General features: G+C 41.3%; 14 protein-coding genes. 8 read left to right on the forward strand and 6 right to left on the reverse strand.

From position 1 onward, the window contains the following. Positions 1 to 248 precede the first annotated feature (248 nt). Positions 249 to 2327: a hypothetical protein gene (locus JXA84_04895; GenBank protein MBN1150541.1), complete on the forward strand. Its 2079-nt coding sequence runs from the start codon at positions 249 to 251 to the stop codon at positions 2325 to 2327. 609 nt (positions 2328 to 2936) lie between these two features. After that, positions 2937 to 4271: an ATP-binding protein gene (locus JXA84_04900; GenBank protein ID MBN1150542.1), complete on the forward strand. Its 1335-nt coding sequence runs from the start codon at positions 2937 to 2939 to the stop codon at positions 4269 to 4271. Positions 4272 to 4385: 114 nt separating this feature from the next. Here the strand turns inward: JXA84_04900 and JXA84_04905 are convergent, their stop codons facing one another. Both JXA84_04905 and JXA84_04910 read right to left on the reverse strand, forming a co-directional pair. Further along, positions 4386 to 5804, reverse strand: a complete 1419-nt coding sequence (locus JXA84_04905) for a T9SS type A sorting domain-containing protein (protein MBN1150543.1) — start codon at positions 5802 to 5804, stop codon at positions 4386 to 4388. Between the two features lie 50 nt (positions 5805 to 5854). Next, positions 5855 to 6352, reverse strand: coding sequence for a hypothetical protein (locus tag JXA84_04910; GenBank protein MBN1150544.1), 498 nt, complete (start codon positions 6350 to 6352; stop codon positions 5855 to 5857). Between the two features lie 93 nt (positions 6353 to 6445). Here JXA84_04910 and JXA84_04915 point away from each other — a divergent pair, with 93 nt between their 5' ends. The 4 genes from JXA84_04915 (at position 6446) to JXA84_04930 (ending at position 7883) form a co-directional block, all read left to right on the forward strand. Next, complete coding sequence (locus tag JXA84_04915; protein MBN1150545.1) at positions 6446 to 6658, forward strand: hypothetical protein; 213 nt, start codon at positions 6446 to 6448, stop codon at positions 6656 to 6658. Between the two features lie 291 nt (positions 6659 to 6949). Next, on the forward strand, positions 6950 to 7282 hold the full coding sequence (locus JXA84_04920) for a hypothetical protein (protein ID MBN1150546.1): 333 nt from the start codon (positions 6950 to 6952) through the stop codon (positions 7280 to 7282). After that, positions 7279 to 7560 carry a hypothetical protein gene (locus tag JXA84_04925; protein ID MBN1150547.1) on the forward strand — a complete coding sequence of 94 codons (282 nt, stop codon included), beginning with the start codon at positions 7279 to 7281 and terminating at the stop codon, positions 7558 to 7560. Before JXA84_04920 ends, JXA84_04925 begins: the two co-directional genes overlap by 4 nt. Next, positions 7545 to 7883: a type II toxin-antitoxin system PemK/MazF family toxin gene (locus JXA84_04930; protein MBN1150548.1), complete on the forward strand. Its 339-nt coding sequence runs from the start codon at positions 7545 to 7547 to the stop codon at positions 7881 to 7883. The genes JXA84_04925 and JXA84_04930 overlap by 16 nt, the downstream gene beginning before the upstream one ends. A gap of 73 nt (positions 7884 to 7956) precedes the next feature. Here the strand turns inward: JXA84_04930 and gpmA are convergent, their stop codons facing one another. Genes gpmA through JXA84_04950 form a run of 4 tightly spaced genes read right to left on the reverse strand, consistent with a single transcriptional unit; the run spans position 7957 to position 11325 of the window. Next, a complete protein-coding gene (gpmA, locus tag JXA84_04935) occupies positions 7957 to 8700 on the reverse strand; it encodes a 2,3-diphosphoglycerate-dependent phosphoglycerate mutase (GenBank protein ID MBN1150549.1) in 744 nt (247 codons plus the stop codon). Further along, positions 8688 to 9326, reverse strand: a complete 639-nt coding sequence (locus tag JXA84_04940; protein MBN1150550.1) for a histidine phosphatase family protein — start codon at positions 9324 to 9326, stop codon at positions 8688 to 8690. Before JXA84_04940 ends, gpmA begins: the two co-directional genes overlap by 13 nt. Further along, positions 9323 to 10135, reverse strand: coding sequence for a polysaccharide deacetylase family protein (locus JXA84_04945; protein ID MBN1150551.1), 813 nt, complete (start codon positions 10133 to 10135; stop codon positions 9323 to 9325). The genes JXA84_04940 and JXA84_04945 overlap by 4 nt, the downstream gene beginning before the upstream one ends. Next, positions 10132 to 11325: a PLP-dependent aminotransferase family protein gene (locus JXA84_04950; protein ID MBN1150552.1), complete on the reverse strand. Its 1194-nt coding sequence runs from the start codon at positions 11323 to 11325 to the stop codon at positions 10132 to 10134. Before JXA84_04950 ends, JXA84_04945 begins: the two co-directional genes overlap by 4 nt. Before the next feature lie 115 nt (positions 11326 to 11440). Here JXA84_04950 and JXA84_04955 point away from each other — a divergent pair, with 115 nt between their 5' ends. After that, positions 11441 to 13768, forward strand: a complete 2328-nt coding sequence (locus tag JXA84_04955; protein ID MBN1150553.1) for a PD-(D/E)XK nuclease family protein — start codon at positions 11441 to 11443, stop codon at positions 13766 to 13768. 25 nt (positions 13769 to 13793) lie between these two features. Further along, positions 13794 to 17984 (forward strand): tetratricopeptide repeat protein, encoded by a 4191-nt coding sequence (locus JXA84_04960; GenBank protein MBN1150554.1) that lies wholly within the window; start codon positions 13794 to 13796, stop codon positions 17982 to 17984. The last annotated feature ends 23 nt before the right edge of the window (positions 17985 to 18007 follow it).

The raw sequence follows: 18007 nt of genomic DNA on the forward strand, positions 1-18007 counted from the left end.
GAATCCCGACAATCCCCTAAATGCCAGAGACCCTTGTGGACAAATGAATCTCTTCAATTTATAATGATTTTATTAGGACACTAGTGAGTTATTATATCATTTAATCATAAAACACAAAAGAGTGAATGGGAATAAATTCGAAAGCTGAGATCAAGCTGATACAAGTGTTGAAAAAAGGCCATGTTTTATTGTATATCATAAATATGTTTCCGGATATTTTGTAAATCATTTTTGCTAAAGGAGACCGGATGATTTTTAACCTTGTGTGTTTTATTCTTTCCGGCTTAATCGGAACACAGATAGACCAGACAATTCCCCTTTACAATGAGGTTATCACTCTTAACCAGACAAAACCGTCATGGGGGGAGGTCATGAGTGATTCTGTGGGCGTCAATATAAGCTATGATAATCAGAATCTGTATATATCGCTCGACGCATATCAGGACACTTCGACAATCGTAGGTTTTAACTCGACAAGGGACAACGGATCGGATCAGGATTTCTGCGGTTTTATCATAGACCCCCTCGGGACTTCACAGGAAGGTTACATGTTTCTGTTCGGCGCAGGCGGAAATTTCTTGGACGCGAGGATATTGAAAAGCACCGGAGGAACAGAGGAGTATTCCTGGGATTCAGACGTCTCCTACACCGCCCAAAGAACTGATTACGGATATAGAGTTGACGCGATCGTGCCTTTTTCAAACTTCAGGAGGTCAGGAGGACAAGAGCAGAAATGGGTGATAAACATAATTAGAAAAAAACAATCCACAAACGAGACTGGATTGTATGGACTCACCGAATCAAGACAAGCTAACTTTCTTTTCAGATACGGAATTGAGACAGTAATCCGGGGTATAGGAGGCAGGGAACCTATTCATGTCATACCATACGGCATCTGGGGAGGCGAGATAGACGATGGAGTGGAGAGTGAGAAGGGAGACGCCGGTTTCGACGCGAGATTTCCGTTCGGTGCAAGTTCTGTAGTAAATCTGGCTTTCAACCCGGACTTCAGCCAGCTCGAAGGCGACCCCCTTGAGTTCGATTTCAACGCGCGATATGTCCTTTACTACTCTGAATACAGACCCTTTTTTCTCGAAGAGAGAGGTGTTTTCCGGTCCCTAAGAGAAATATTTTACTCGCGAAGGATATACAATCCTTTCTTAGCGGCGAGATACACTTATAAAACGGAAGTCAACCAGTTCGGATTTATCCTCGCTTCAGACGAAAACGACACGGCTATAGGCAACCCGGACGCTTATGCGGGATTGTTGCGATATAAGAGGTCTTTCGGCGTCAACTATTTAGGCGCGATGATTTTAGGCAGGCAGAACAGGGAGACGGAAGACTTAAATTATATCTTGATGACCGACGGCGACCTGAATTTTTTCGACGAAATGATTGGCGCTAACTACACCTGCGCCATGTCCAGAACAGAAAAAGAAGAAGAGGACACGACAGGTTATTATTATGATACCGAAACAAGTTATAAAAGGGGTAATTTCAAGCTGAGTATATACAATTCTGGTATAACAAGGCACTACGACAATAAGCTGGGATACATCACGGAGAAAGACTATCAGTCCCTGAATGTATATTTTGACTATAGATTAAATCTCAACAGACCTGTAATTAAAAGAATCGTTTTCGGTTTCTATCCCGGGGCATCCGGATCTTGGGATGATTTCTGGGGAAACCTCTTCGACAATTACGATTCGATTGAATATTCTCACGCCGAATATTTGGAAATAGATCTTTTTACCAGTTTTGTCGCATATTTATATGCACATCAGGAGAAAACAGAATACAACGGAGATTATTACTGTTATCAGGGCGTTGAATTGGGAATGAACCAGGATATCACACCGAACATGCATGTCTATGCCGGAGGCTACACAGGTTACGGAATAGACTACAACTACGGCAGGCTGTGCAAAAAATACAGTTATTGGGGAGGATTGTCAGGGAATATTTTTGAAAAAATATCATACAATTTTTATATTCAGGCACAACAGTTTTACGGCGACACTTCGGGGTATGCCTTAAAACCTTCTGAAATCAAAAACGCTGACTGGCAGTGGAATTCATACAAACCTGTTATTCAACTCACTTATACGCCCGACAACAGGTATTCTTTTACATTCACTTACCAGAAACTCTGGGCTGATTTCGCCCCCTATTACTGGGCTCCTGAAAACTACGATTTGGACGAGGACAAATTCTTCGCTCTTCTCACTTTCAAACCATCCACGGGAGACGCCGTCTATTTCGGAGTTAGATTCCCGGAAAAACTCGTATTCTTCAAATTCACCCATAGGTTCGAGTTTTAAGAGAAAAAGAGATATCCACCACGAAGGCCGCGAATAATCGCGGCTTCACGAAGGTGAAGAAAGAAATATAAAGAACTTTTCTTTAATAAAATTTGTATCTCAAATTTTATACTTCGTGCAGGGCAAATCATCGATTTGCGCCTTCGTGTAGGAGAAAATTATGTATGTAATTTTCGGCGCTTCGTGGTAGAAATTTTCTTCTATCTTTAGTTAATTCAAAAAACAAGAATAAAGACATCCACCACAAAGTATATATCAAAGAAAATTCTCTTTTTTCATCATAGATGAGAATATCGTTACGCGAATGGACACTAACGAAGAATAAAAGAAAAGATTTCCACCACGAAGGTCGAGATAAATTTCGACACTGTTAATTCACTAAAAGTGAATTAACATATCACGAAGGATGGATTGTAAACAATCCATCTTCCCGAAGGTGAAGAAAGAAATATAAAGAGCTTTTCTTTTATAAAATTTGTATCTCAAAATTATATTCGAGCGGACCTCTTAAAATAGACGCAATGGAGAGAATTCAATGTTAATGCAAAAAATGTAATTATTTGTCATTAATTGCTTGCAAAAAGTGTCATATTATGACATTATTTAAGTATGAAAAGAAATATTTACAGGAATTTGCTGTCTTGGAAGGAAAAAAAGAACAGAAAACCTCTTATAATAAAAGGGGCGAGACAAACAGGTAAAACTTATACTGTTCAAGAATTCGGAAAAAATGAATTTTCCAAGCTTCATTACATAAACTTTGAAAAAGACAGAAAAGCTTCTCAAATATTTGTAAAAGATCTCAATCCAGACAGAATACTTAACGAAATGAGATTTTTTCTGTCTCAGGACATTGATTCGCAAAACGATCTGATTTTTTTTGATGAAATTCAGGAAGAACCACGCGCTTTGACTTCTTTAAAATATTTTAGCGAGGAAAAACCGGGCATCAATATTATATCGGCAGGTTCTCTCATAGGTCTTCATCTGACAGAAGAATCAAGTTTCCCCGTGGGTAAAGTGGAATTTTTAAACATGTACCCTATGAACTTTGAGGAGTTTTTGGAAGGGTCAGGAGAAAATTTATTGTACTCTTTTTTGAAAGAATATGACGGTAAAATTAATATTCCAGAAATTATTCACGAGAAATTTGTCACTGAACTGAAAAAATATTTTGTTGTCGGCGGAATGCCTGAGGCCATAAAGATATTTACTGAATACAAAAATGACACTTTCAAAGCTTTCAACAATGTCCGTGAATATCAGGAAAATCTTCTTTATTCAATTAACGCAGATATGGCAAAACATTCCGGCAAGCAGAATTCCATGCAGATAGAGAGAGTTTTCAGAAGTATACCGGAACAATTGTCAAGGATCAGAGACGGTTCTTCCGGCAGGTATATTTTTAAAAACGTGATACCGGGTGTAAACAGATATTCAAGAATGATTGGTGTTATTGATTGGTTGGTGACTGCAGACCTTGTTTTAAAAACTCATATAATTGATCATGCCTCTGTTCCTTTGACTGGAAATATTAAAGAAAATATGATGAAACTATACTTTTACGATATTGGTCTTCTCGGTTCCATAAGCGGTTTATCTCCAAAAAGTATTATTGATTACGACTACGGAAGATATAAAGGTTATTTTGCCGAAAGCTTTGCGGCGAGAGAACTCGTGACAGATTATAACGTCAAATTGTTTTCATGGTTTAAAAATAGAGCTGAAATAGATTTTCTTGTCGAAAAAAATGGAAAAGTAATACCAATTGAAATAAAAGCCGGTGAAAAGATTAAGACAAAAAGCCTTAATTTTTTTAACAAAATTTGCAAAAGTGAAAAATCTTATGTTCTCAGCATGAGGAGTTTTCATGAGGACAATATTGGCGGTACAGCGAATTACCCGCTTTATATGATTTCGAGGATTTTGGAGCTCAAGAAATAATCCTTCTATTGTTTAAATGAATAAATACTGATTTTACCTTTTTATATACACCCAGCATGGTTTAAAATATTTGTTCAAAAAAACGATTTATTCAATTCATTATGGGTTTTTTAATCACCTCATAACTGAAAATTCGAGTGTTTTAGAATAATCTCCGGATTGAACTCGACAGAAGTATGAGCCGTTTTGGACTAGGTTCCCCTGGAAATCTTTGCCATTCCAAGTGAATCTGTAATTTCCTGTGGTCAGGTTTTCGTCGAGGATTATCGCTACTTTTTGACCCAACACGTTGAACACTTCGACACAGACCCGGCAGTCAGTTTTTACATCGAAAGATATCGTTGTTGTATTGGACATGGGATTTGGAATAAGAGACGTCAATATAATGGGATAGATTAAACCTTCCTCGATTTCCTCGACTCCGAGGTTGGGAACCCATTTTGCGACTCTGTCAGCCAGAGGGTTGCCTCCTGCATCCGTGAACTCTCCTCCTGCGTAAATGTCGTTTCCCGAGGAATACAAAGATAAGCAAATATTGTTCATTCCAGTGCCCAGCGATTCCCAAGATGTTCCGTTCCATACTGCAATCCGGTCAGCGTTAGGATCACCGCCGGCGTCAGTGAAATATCCGGCAACGTATATTTTGGATCCTGAAATGAGAATCGAACTGACGATGTTGTTCAATCCCGGTCCTAAAGCTTGCCAAGACGAGCCATTCCACACTGCGATATAGTCGGCGTTCGGATCGCCACCAGCGTCAGTGAATTCACCGCCTGCATAAATGATGTTTCCTGAACGGGCAATAGCCCAGACAATACCGTTAAGACCTGATCCAAACGATCCCCATGTTGAACCATTCCACACCGTTATACGGTCCGCGTCGGGATTGCCGCCTGCGTTAAAAAAAGAACCTCCTACATAGACTAAAGTGTCATAAAGATATATAGTTGCAACCCATCCTTCCAATGCTATAGTGCCCAGAGGTTCCCAAGTGTTGACATTCCATCTTGCTATATTATCTGCGGCCGGATATCCACCTGCGTTTCCAAAAGCTCCGCCAACATATACAAATTGCCCCGAAACTTTGATATCGTTGGCCCATCCGTCTAATCCTGCACCGAGTGGTTCCCATGTTGTGCCGTTCCATTGTGCAATGCTCATTGTATTGGGAACTCCTCCGACACTTGAAAAATCACCACCGACGTATAATAAACTGTCGCCGGCTGCTACAGCCTTGACTTCGTAATCTGCTCCAGTTCCGAGAGCTTCCCAAGATGTGCCGTTCCATTTTGCTATACGGTCGGCATTGCTTACATTGCCTGCATCTAGAAAATTTCCTACGACATAAACCTCTGAATCCCAAACAATTACGTCATAGACTCTTCCGTTCCAGATGCCTTCTCCAAGGTTTGTCCACGTTCCTGTTTCGTAGGGCAAAAACCTGTGGTCTTCGTTTGAAATGAAATTTGAGGCTGAAATACCGGAGATAACAATACATGTCAGAAGAAAACAAAACAAGTTCTTCAATTTCATAATCGACTCCTTGTTGATGGTTAAGAAATTTTACTAAAAATCATTTCATTTTACTCTTGTCCTGCAGAATCCTCTTCAGGTGAAAAATTTTGTAAAATCATTTTGCCCAATGTGTCGTAAACACTTAGTATTTCAATGTTTAGTTCAGCAAAGGCGTCGTCTATATCAGGATTGTCCCAGTCCCAGTTGTAGACATAATTGATCTCGAAATATAAAGTATCCCAAGGTTTTAACCACTCCTGGGGGGTATATCCGAATTCGTCGTCCACCCAAGGGATTTCCTCGTAATAAGATTTAAGTTCGGCGCGGAAAACTATGTTTGAAATTGTGTAGTGTGTGTTGTTGAAGAGCCATATAGCGACCACGGGTTCGCGCCCGTGGCCTTTCTCAAGAAAAAAAAATGTCTTGTCGAGGATTTCGATTTCTTCGTATTGTTCAGTACGGGATGAGTCCGGATTCAGAGGTTTATCACCGGATGTATCGTATGAAGTGTTTGATAAACTTGATAGATTCAGAAAAAACAAAGGAAAAATTATAAAAAATTTCATCGCTCCGCCTTTCCAATTGGGACATGTTTATAATATAATGATTATGACTCTAAAGTCATCAATTTATAAAAAAATAAAAAAAAGGAAAAAATCATGTCAAAGTGGGAATACGCGGAGATCTGGTATCAGCAGAAAATCACTGTAAAAGTTTTCAGTTCGAAGGGGCACACGCACCAGGAATATGAGGAGGTCCAATGGCCTGATATACTCTCTCGAATGGGAGAAGAAGGATGGGAAATGGTCAGCGTTATTGGCTCACCCAACGGTATGCAGTACTGGTATTACTTCAAAAGGCCGGTTGTTTAACAAAAAAAAAGAAAACCCACCGTGAACGGTGTTATAAATTTCACTTACACTAAGTGTAAATAGAAGAAAAAAGAAGAAGTTATTAGCCACGAATTGACGCGAATGAACGCGAAGTAAATAAAGAGACATCCAGCGGTTCTGTTACCTCACTATAAGTGATTAGTATTTAACGAATAAAATTGAAATTATAGCTGCTTGAAAATGATGTTTTACGCTAAAGAATATTTTGGTATTACAACATTTAGAAAAAAGATATATTATAATTACTCTTAGAATCAAATAGGGGGAAATATGAATAATGAAAAAATGTTGAAATTTTTTTATAAGACAAATACAGCCTATAAAAGTCATTACATTAACGGTGTTATAGGCGGTTTAACGCCGAAGGGTGATCTGAAATTAGATTTTTTCTCAGAAAATTTCCCTGTTCCGAATAGTGTTGTCCATGAATTACTTGAAAATAATAATTTAGGAAAAGAAATCCAAAGAGAACTCAGCGAAGGAATAATTAGAGAAATAGAATGCGGGCTGGTGATGAATTTGGAAACTGCAAAAAGCATAAATCAGTGGTTGACTGAAAAAATAAAAGAAATCGAAAAATTTTATAAAAAGAGCCAAAAATGAACAACTATTCCAACGCGTCAATACATTCTTCAAAACAGGCATATAATTGGTGGTATAAAATACCGGAAAGTATAAAAAATACAGCTTCTGCTCTGAATAATTATGCTCAAACAGCGGAAAAACTATCTGAAAGTCACGAAAAGCAATACTTTTGCAAAGTATCTCCAATAGTGGAAAAATTGGAATTTTCAGAGTATGACTCTATTATCGTCTGTGAAACGGCTTTAATAAAGGATTGGTTGCTTCCCCAGGAGGATATTGCTTGGAAGGATTTGTAAGGGGAGAAGTAGTAGTCATTCCTTTTCCGTTCTCTGATTTGACAAACAGTAAAAAAAGACCCGCTCTAATAGTATCAAGGCTTAAAGGCGATGATGTTATTCTTTGTCAAATTACGAGCAAAACCATTAAAGACGATTATGCTATAGAAATTCTTGATTCAGATTTTAATAAAGGATCTCTCAATCAGCCAAGCAATATAAGACCCAACAAGTTATTCACGGCTGACAAAAAAATCATTAGAAGGTCTGTTGGAAATTTGAATGACAAAAAGTTTGATAAAGTAATAGAAAAAATTGTTCAGATCATAGAAAATAAAATTTAATAAACTGTAGCCTGAGGTAAAATTCACAAAAAATATACATCATTGTAGCGCGGTGAAAACTAATAAACTTTTTTTACGCTTTACCCTGATTCTTCACGGCCTGTTCTGCTGAGGAGAGTTCCTCGTCAGATGCGAGGTAGTAATGCTTTACGGGCTTTAAAGCGTCGTCGAGTTCGTAGATCAGCGGTATACCTGTCGGTATATTCAGGGATACAATCTTGTCCTCAGGAATGTCGTCTAGAAATTTAACCAGCGCTCTCAAGCTATTTCCGTGAGCGGCGATAATCACTTTTTTGCCGGATTTGACAGTCGGTGCGATACTTTCGTGCCACAAGGGCAGAAACCTCGCGACAGTGTCTTTCAGGCACTCGGTCAGGGGCAGGTCTTTTTCGGACAGGTTTTTGTAGCGGGGGTCGTTGCCCGGATAGCGGAGGTCGGCCTTGGTAAGCTCAGGGGGCCTGATGTCATAACTTCTTCTCCATATATGAACCTGTTGCTCTCCGAATTTCTGCGCCATTTCAGATTTGTTCAAGCCCTGTAGGGCACCGTAGTGGCGTTCGTTGAGCCTCCAGTTCCTTTCGACCGGTATCCACATAAGGTCCATTTCATCGAGAGCTATCCAGAGAGTCCTTATGGCTCTTTTCAAAACAGAAGCGAACGCTATATCGAAAACAAAGCCTTTTTCCTTTAGTTTTTTGCCGGCTGAGTGAGCCTCTACGACGCCTTTTTCGGAAAGATCTACATCGGTCCATCCTGTGAAGCGGTTCTCCTTGTTCCATACACTCTCACCGTGTCTTAAAAGTGTCAATTCATACATGATGTCTCCTTTTGGATCAAGTGAAGATGAGAATCTTCGCCGAGGCTTGTAACTTTGAAATTTCCGTTTTCAACGGAGATTACTGTTATGGACGTGTTGTCTATTTTATCTGTGTTCCAGACCTCCGAAAGAGGTTTTTTTTCTGCAAGAGCACAGGCGGTTCTTATAAGAACTCCGTGTGAAAAAGCCAGAATACTTTTATCTTTATGTTCTTTGGAGACATAATTTAAAAACTTCTCCGCCCTTTTTTGAACTTCTTCAAAAGTCTCGCCTCCTGTTATTGCAAAAATATGGGGACGGAGGTTGAAATCGTCATATTCTTTCGGAGTTTCCCTCTGTATGTCTTCGATGAGTTTACCTTCCCAGATTCCGAGATTTATTTCTTTTAACAGGTCCGATCTGATTATTGGCTGGCATCTTTTTTTTGTGATTACTTCAGCGGTTTTCAGGGCTCTTTTGAGAGGGCTTGAATAGATAAAATCAAATTTGGAGTTTTTGAGCCGTCTTTCGAGAGATTGCGCCTGTAACAATCCGAGTTCGGTGATATCTGATTCGCCCTGTCCCTGGAGCCTTTTTTGACAGTTCGAAGTGCTTTGGCCATGCCTGACGAAAGAGATTTTCGTCATTTACCCGTCTCTCCCGAATAGCGCGAATACTTTCTGTAGACCGTGTCTTCGAGAGCTTCTTCCAGGGATATAAATGTCCAGCCATTTTCCTTGAAATGATCGAGAATTTCACCGAGGGTGAAAGAGTTAAGATAATTCATGTGCAGAAGCATTATAAGAGGCACGTCTCTTTTGTATTTTTTTGTGTAAAAACTGTCGTTGTATACGATTCTCTCGCTTATGTGGGAGAGATAATCCCGCTTGACGGATTCGAGAAAAACCGTGTCACCGGACGGAAATGAGTCGACGAATGTTTTGTTGAACTTCCAGTCGTCATTGTCTATCGTTACCGGAGCGACTTCGTAGCCGCGGCTTCTGAGCGCCGCGAGGACGGAATCCCTTTTTTCAGGTGTGTCTCCCATGCTGAGACAGGGATACCTGAAGTACTTGGGTCTTTCACCGAAAAGAGAAGTCAGCACAGAGTCGCAAACAATGAAATCCGAAATGTATTCTTCCGCCGAAACGTCGTCGAGGTCATGATGGGTATGAGTGTGGTTTGCTACTGTGTGGCCTCTTCGGACGAATTCGTTCATGAGGTCGAGGGCGAAAGAGTTTATCGTCGATGTCACTGTAAAACCGGTCACCTTGACGCCTCTGGAATCGAGAGTGTCGAGAATTCTCAGGAAATAGTCCTGTTTCTGTTCTCGGCTGAGGCCTCTTGTGTATGTGAAAGGCAGGTCGTCTATTGTGATGGCGACTCTTTTTTGAGCCGAAGCGATTTCCGCGAGCGATAAGGCGGTGAAAATAAAAGCAAAAACAGTAGCTTTCATAAGAATTCTCCTATCACTTCAGACAGAATTTTTATCCCTCTGTCAATCTGCTCGATCGAAGGAAAAGAATAATTCAGTCTCAGAGTGTTCTTTCCGGACGCGTCGCAGTGGAAAGGCTGGCCGGTTACGAAGGCGACATTTTTTTCTATAGCTTTATAGAATACATCTTTGGCGTCAATGTTTTCCGGCAGTATGACCCACAGGAACATTCCGCCTTCAGGTTTTGACCACTCGACCTGCCGGGGCATGTTTTCTTCGAGAGCTCCGAGCATGGTCGAAATTTTTGGTTTGTAAAGGTCGATGGCTTTTTGTATGGTTTCTTCCATTTTTCCTTTCGAGATGAATTCAGACAATATGAGCTGAGTGAAAGACGGAGTGCAGAGGTCGACGGACTGTTTGAGCATTATTATTTTTTCTATGATTTCTTTTTCTGCCGTAATCCAGCCCATTCTCATGCCGGGAAAAAGCATTTTTGAAAATGTCTTCAGAAGGATTACTCCGCTGCCTCCTGAAATTGTCCAAAGACTCGGTAATATGTTTCCGGTAAAACTGAGCTCTCTGTAGGGAGAATCTTCGATTATCAGTATTTCTCTTTTCCGGGCAAATTTGACGAGTTCATTTCTCCTTTCAAGTGTCATCGTAATCCCTGAAGGATTTTGGAAATCCGGAATCGTGTATATAAATGAAGGCGGAGTGCCCTTCTTTTCGAGTTCGTCAACTTCTTTTTCGAGGGCGTAAATTTCCATTCCGCCGAAGTCCATTTTTACGCCTATCATTCTGGCCATGTCGCGTCTGAAAGCCTGGATGGCTCCAAGATAAGAAGGCAGTTCCATTATGACGGGAGTGCCTTCGTCAATGAAAAGCCTCGAAACGAGGTCGAGACCCTGCTGTGACGATGAAGTGACGCATATCTGTTCCTCGGTAGCCTTTTCGCCGAAATCGGCCATGAACTTTACGAGGGAAGTCTGCATTTCAACTTCACCCGGTGTCGGTCCGTACTGGAGAGCCAGATAGCCTTTTGAGTGAAGAACTTTTTCAGTTATCTCGGTTATCTCTTTCGTCGGGAAAAGCTTCGAGTCGGGAAGACCGCCTCCGAAAGAAATTATGCCCGGCTTTCTGGTCAAGCTGAGAAGCTCCCTGATTTCCGATCTTTTTATGCTCGTAGAAATTTTTGAGAATCTGTGGTTCATAGTCGCTCCTTTTTGGAAAAAGATATTATATTTTAAAATCTCTGCCCCGGACAATTTTTTTTTAACAAATATCTCCGGGTGCTGATAAAATCCAGAAAACAGAAATGGGGTAAAATTGGACGTATCGGTAGGTGAATTAGTCAAATTCGTGTATTTCGATCAGGATCTCGAATCCGGATTCAGAAGTCTGAAAAAAGCCGTCAGGGGCGTAGTTCTTCACAGGGAATACCAGGAGTCGAAATCCGCAAAAGCCGATTACTCGGCCGAGGTATTTCTCACGTACGATTTCGAGTTTAAGGGAAGGGAATTCACTCTGAAAGGAAAAGCCGACGGTATATTTCGTGACTCAGGAATCGCCACTGTGGAAGAGATAAAAACGGGTAGCGTTCAAGGAAGGGAAGAGAGCGCCCTCGAGATGCACCTTGCACAGGCAAAGTGCTACGCGTTCATGTACTCGCGGATAAATAATGAAGACTCCGTAAAAGTTTTAGTGACTTATCTGGACGAAACAGGTCCGAAATCCGAAAAAAGCCTCGTATTTACAAAAGAAGAACTCGAGAGAGATTTTTTTGCCCTGTTTGACAAATATTACAGATGGATTGAATTTGAGGAGAACAGAAGAATACAGAGAAACGCCACGCTTAAAAAAGCGAGTTTTCCACACTCAAAATACAGAAAAGGACAGGACGAGCTCTCTGCGAGCGTTTTCGAAGCGATAGAATCTTCAAAGACTCTGTTTTTTAGGGCACCGACCGGAATCGGTAAAACAGTGGCGACAATTTTTCCCGCGATGAAGGCTATTGGAGACAATCTTGTCGAAAAGGCTTTTTATCTCACGGCAAAAAATACCACGAGGGAAGTCGTTGAAAAAACTCTGGAGCTGTTTCTGGAAAAAGGCGTCGCTTTGAAATCAGTTTCAATAACTGCTAAAAGCAGGATATGCTTCATGAATCTCGAAGTCTGCGACACGAGCCACTGCCCTTATGCCAAAGGATATTACGGACGAGTCAACGGAGCCATCATAGAAGCTCTGGAAAACGACAACCTTTTGACGAGAAACGAGATCGAAAAATACGCCGAAAAGCACAGTGTTTGCCCTTTCGAGTTTTCGCTCGATGTTTCAAATTACTGCGATTTCATCGTCTGCGATTACAATTACCTTTTCGATCCGGCCGTTTTTCTGAGAAGGTATTTTACACAGGATTCCAATGATTTCGTTTTTCTCGTCGATGAGGCTCACAATTTACCTGACAGAGCACGCGAGATGTTTTCGGCTCAGTTAAAACTTTCGGATTTCTCCAACAAAAAATATTTGGCTGACGATGATATTCTCGAAGGATGCACAGAAGCCGTCGAGGAATTTTTCAGGGACCTCGCGTCGAAACTGCCCGAAGAGGGATTTTGGGTGCAGAAAGAACCGGTGGAGGAAATTATTGAACTTCTCGCGGCTTTCTCCACGGCGTGCGGATTATGGCTCGAGGAAAATTACGGAAAAAAACATTACGAGGAATTGCTTAAGCTGTATTTCGATGTCCAGTCTTATTTGAAGACTTTTGAATATTACGGCCCCACTTATGTCACTTACACGAAATTCGAAAGAGGAGACGTCCTGCTGAAACAATTTTGTTTGGACCCTTCTGAGAACATAGGGCAGATATTGAAAAAAGGAAGATCGGGAGTGTTTTTTTCGGCGACTCTCAAACCAATTGAATATTACAGAGACATTCTCGGCGGAAATCATGACTCTGTATTGCTCGAACTTAATTCGCCTTTTCCAAAAGAAAACCTCGCAATTTGCGTGACTCCATTTGTTTCGACGAAGTACGCTTCGAGAGATTTCAGTCTTATCTGTGTCTGTTCTATAATACACGAACTGATTTCATCCAAAAAAGGCAATTACATGGCATATTTTCCGTCGTACGTATATCTGGAAAAAGCTCTGGCTTGTTTTGAGGAAAAGTATCCCGACGTAAAAATAATAGGGCAAAAAGCTCAGATGACCGAATCGCAGAGAAAAAAATTTTTAAAAAACTTCAAAAAAACAAAAAAAGAAGGAGTCCTCGGATTCGCCGTCATGGGAGGCGTATTTTCTGAAGGCATTGATCTTCACGGAGAAAAACTTTCGGGAGCGGTGATCGTTGGAGTGGGTCTCCCCAGGATCTGTTTCGAACTCGACATAATAAGGGAGTATTTCGAGTCCAAGCTGGAAGCTGGATTCGAGTTCGCATACATGTATCCTGGTATGAACAAAGTTCTTCAAGCTGCCGGAAGAGTAATAAGGACGGAAAAGGACAGAGGGGCGATAATTCTCGTCGACGAAAGATTTTCTCTCTCCAGATATACCGACTTGTTTCCCGAAGAATGGTCGAATTTCAAAACAGCGTCTTCGACGAATGATGTAAAAACTATACTTGAAGCTTTTTGGGCTAAAGCGACAAAATAACAAGAAAATGTGATATTCTTTTATCATGAACCCTTTTCTGCCGAATGATATTGACACCTCTTTTGCACTCAAAAAAAGAAAGGGAGCTCTGCTTTTCGCCGACTTAAAGGGATTTACGGAGCTGAGTGAAAAATTCGCCGAACACGGAGTTTTGGGAACCGGAGAACTAACGCAGATAATAGACGGATGTTTTGATTCCCTGCTCACGGTTGTAAGAAAATACGATGGCGACGTCATCGAATTTATCGGCGATGCTCTTTTCATAAAATTCAAAACCATGAAAGCAGCTGAAAAATGCGCAAAAGAGATGTCGGAAAAGATTAGATCTTTTTCTGACCTTAAGACTTCTTTGGGCGGATTTTCATTGTCCATGAAAATCGTCTATGCTCGAGGCCGCTGGAACGAATTGATACTCGGCAATCCTAAGAAGGCGGTGTTTTTTTTGACAGGAAAAACCTTGAAAAGAATCGCGCTATACGAGGAGAAAAAATCAAAAGAAGATATCGTTGAAGCACCTTCTGCCGGAACCGAAAGCAGAAAAAAGATTGAGTCTTTACCCATTGATTTCAATATAAAAGGGACGAAGAGTTTTTTGCCGAATTTCAGCGAAAGACTGCCTAAAAAAGGCACTTTCGGGGAATTCAGGTCTGTCGCCTGCGTTTTTATAAAAATAGCGGGTTACGATGAGGAAAATCCCGACTACGAGAATCTGAATTCCGCGTTTGTTCGTATTTTTAAAGCGATCGAAAAGCACGGAGGCTCACTCAACGATCTGGACAACGCGAGAGAAAAAGGAAGCAGATTACTCGTATTGTTCGGCGCACCTGTCGCTTTCGGCGACGACAGCGAAAGGGCAGTCATGTTCGCCCTTGAGACAATCGCTGTTTTAAACGGAATGCGCGGGCTGCAAGCGTCTTCGAGTGTAGGCGCCGGATACGTATATGCCGGTATAATCGGCGACAAAAAAAGAAAAAAGTATTCTGTCATAGGCGACACTGTAAACTCGACGTCGAGGATACTCGACACTCTTTACGACGGAGAGATCGCTGTTTCCGATGATGTATTCAGGATGACTAAAAACCGGATCAATTACGAAGCTATGACGGATGTTCGGGTTAAGGGTAAAAAAGGTCTGCTCAAAAGATACAGGCCGCTGAGTTTCAAGAGAGAACTTACGAAAACACACCCTTTCGTAGGCAGAGAAAAAGAATTGAAAAAGGTGACGGGATGCGTTATCAAGAGCAGGACAGCCATAAGGATCGTTGGTCAAGCCGGCATAGGGAAGACAAGATTTATTGAAGAAACAGCCCGTATAGTCGCAGAAAATGGAGTGACGGTTTACAGAGCCAGAGCTGAAGAGCACAGGCCCGCGTTCCATCTTTTTTCATCGCTTGCAAAAAATATCTGTTCCATAGCCGACGACGACTCCGCGAAGACAAAATTTTCCAAGTTGAAGAAAGCTTTTGAAAGGTCCGGAAAAATCCCGGTGACAGCAATTGACGACATAAACATGATAGCGGGGATGCTTTTCGGTATGGAAGTGCCCGATGAAAAACGCCTGGGACTGACTCCGGAGCTAAAAAAGGAAAATCTCATAGGTGCAATGGTGAAGCTTATCGAATCGGCGGGCAGGCGGTTATGTGTAATTCTCGATGACCTTCACTGGTCAAAACCCGAAGACACCGAAGCGATTAAAGTCATCACAAGATCTCTTCTTCTTTATTCGCAGTTTCCTGTAAGCATTATTCTTTCCTCAAGATCCGAGGCAGACTTGAGTCTCGACGAAAAAAGAACCAAATCGCTCAAAATTGATCTCAAACCGTTCGATAAAAAGCCTTTCGACAAATTCATAGCTCAGGTTCTGGGCAGGAAAAAACTCGAGGATCAGGTTTTAAAAACGGTTGTTGAAAGATCCGGAGGTAATCCTTTTTACGCGGAACAGATACTTTCATATTTAAGAGACAAAAACCTGATAATTGAAAAATCGGATAAGTGGCTGGCTGTTCCTTCCTACAGGGAGGACGCCCTTCCGGAAAACCTGTTTTCAATAGTGACGGCTAGAATAGACAAACTCGGCGAGAGAATCAGGGAAAGCCTCAGGATAGCAAGTGCTATCGGCATGGAATTCAAGGTCGGAATAATCGACGAGGTTATGAGGGGAAAAACCGTCAACGAACTTAAGAGCGCCGCAGAAACAGGCCTTGTAAACCTCGCCGACAGGGAGGAACTTGAATACATATTTTCCCACGCGCTTTTCAAGGACGTAATATACCAGTCAATACTCTCGGAAAAGAGGAAAACGATTCACCTGGCTGTGGCAAAAGCTTTGGAAAAAAGCGGAGCAACAAATTCCAAAGAGAGACTTTCTTCACTGGCACATCATTACGACATAGCTCAAAAGTGGAACAAGGCATTCAAGTACAGGCTTGAAGCCGGTAGAAAATACAAAAGCGAATATTTAAATGAAGAGGCGATTTTTAATCTTGAAAGAGCCATTCAGATTGCCTATGAATCGCCGGTCCCGATCAGACAGAAATTGCAAGCCATGGAAGATCTCATAGAAACCTATTTCAACACGGGTAAAGTGGGAAAAAGCCTGACTTGGGCGGAGGAGCTAGACAGGCGGAGTGAGGGAGATCCGGTGATCAAGTCAAAAGCGCTGAGATACATGTCTCTATGCCTGTCGGGAGAAAAGAATTTCAGGGAAGCGCTTTCCTCTCTGGAAAAAGCCTACCGCTCACTAAGGAGTAGCTCTTATTCCTGCACGGAGGAAAAAATAATGAACGCTTTGGCCAGGGCAAACATATACAGAAATGTTTTCGATCTTGAAAGAAGTCTCGCCGAAGCTCAAAAAGCAGAAATGATGTACGGAAAGCTTTCGAAAAAAAGAAAAGATCCCAAGGTCGAGGTCAGGATATGCATGGAAATCGGCTCATCACATTACAGTAAATTCGATTATGACTTGGCTGTGAAAAAATTCAGGGAAGCCTCTGATATAGCCGAAAAAATAAACGACAAGCACAGACAGGCATCGGCCATATCCAACAGCGGAGTGATATATCACTATCAGGGTAAATTTGACAAAGCGCTTTCCTGCTACAAAAAAACCGAATCGATTACCGGCGAAATAGGAGACAGAAGAGGGCAGTGCCTCTCAAAACTGAACATCGGTTGCGCTTACAACGACATGAAAAAGATAGAAGAGGCTCTGGTTAAATTCAAGGAGGCGTTGAGAATAGCGCTCGAAATAGATTTCGTAAAGATGATAATGTTCTTATACATAAACATCGGCAATAGTTACAACAACATGCGCCGCCACAAAGAAGCGGCTCAATACACCGAGAAAGCCAAACCATACGCCGAGGAATTGCGGGATTATTCCGCTTTGGCGAGGATAAACGAAAACCTCGGGAATATATTCAGCAGGCAGGAAAATCTGGACATGTCCGAGAAGTGTTTTACCGAATCCATGAAATATCTGGATCTTTGCAAGGACCTGAAATGGAAAGTTTATGTCAGCGAGAAAATTTCAAAAATACAGATTGAAAAAATGGAATACATTAAAGCTCTTGAAACCCTCAGAAAAACTCTGAGAGTTTCAAGAAAAATTGATTCCCGCGAAGGCGTGTTCGAATCTATGTCCTATGCGAGAGAAATATTCCGGGAGACAGGTAAAAATAAATTGGCGGAAATCTACTCGAAAAAGACCGACGAAAACCAGGCAGAATCAATTGATAAAGAAGTAATTGCCATTCATCTCCTGAAAAAAGCCGATTTTCTGATTTGCACAGCTGGCGCAGGAAGGCTGGATGAAATTGAAACTGTTATGGATGAGGTAAAACGATTAAACGACAAAATCAAAGCCGAAAAGGTCGAAGTTGAGTATTATTATTTACTCGGAAAATTTCAAAGAGTGATGAAGAATTATGATTGGTCCTTAAAAACGCTTAAAAAAACAAAGAAACTTTCTTCGTCGATCAAATGGAAAAGCTATATCGCGAGAGTGTATCTGGAAATGTCATTGCTATTAAAAGACAAGGGCGATCAGCTTTCGGATAAATACCTCGAAAAAGCTGAGAAAGAATTTATAAAAATGAATAATCACAAAAGAGCGGAATGGGCAAAAAGAGTTTATTCCAATCACCTGAAGCCTGATTCTAACCCAAAGCTCATAGAACCCTCGATCCGGAGTATTTCCCCGAAAAAGACCCTGTGAAAATCTTTCTGAGGATAGCATTC

This window comes from candidate division WOR-3 bacterium, from assembly GCA_016926475.1.
Taxonomy (GTDB): Bacteria; SDB-A; SDB-A; order SDB-A; family SDB-A; genus JAFGIG01.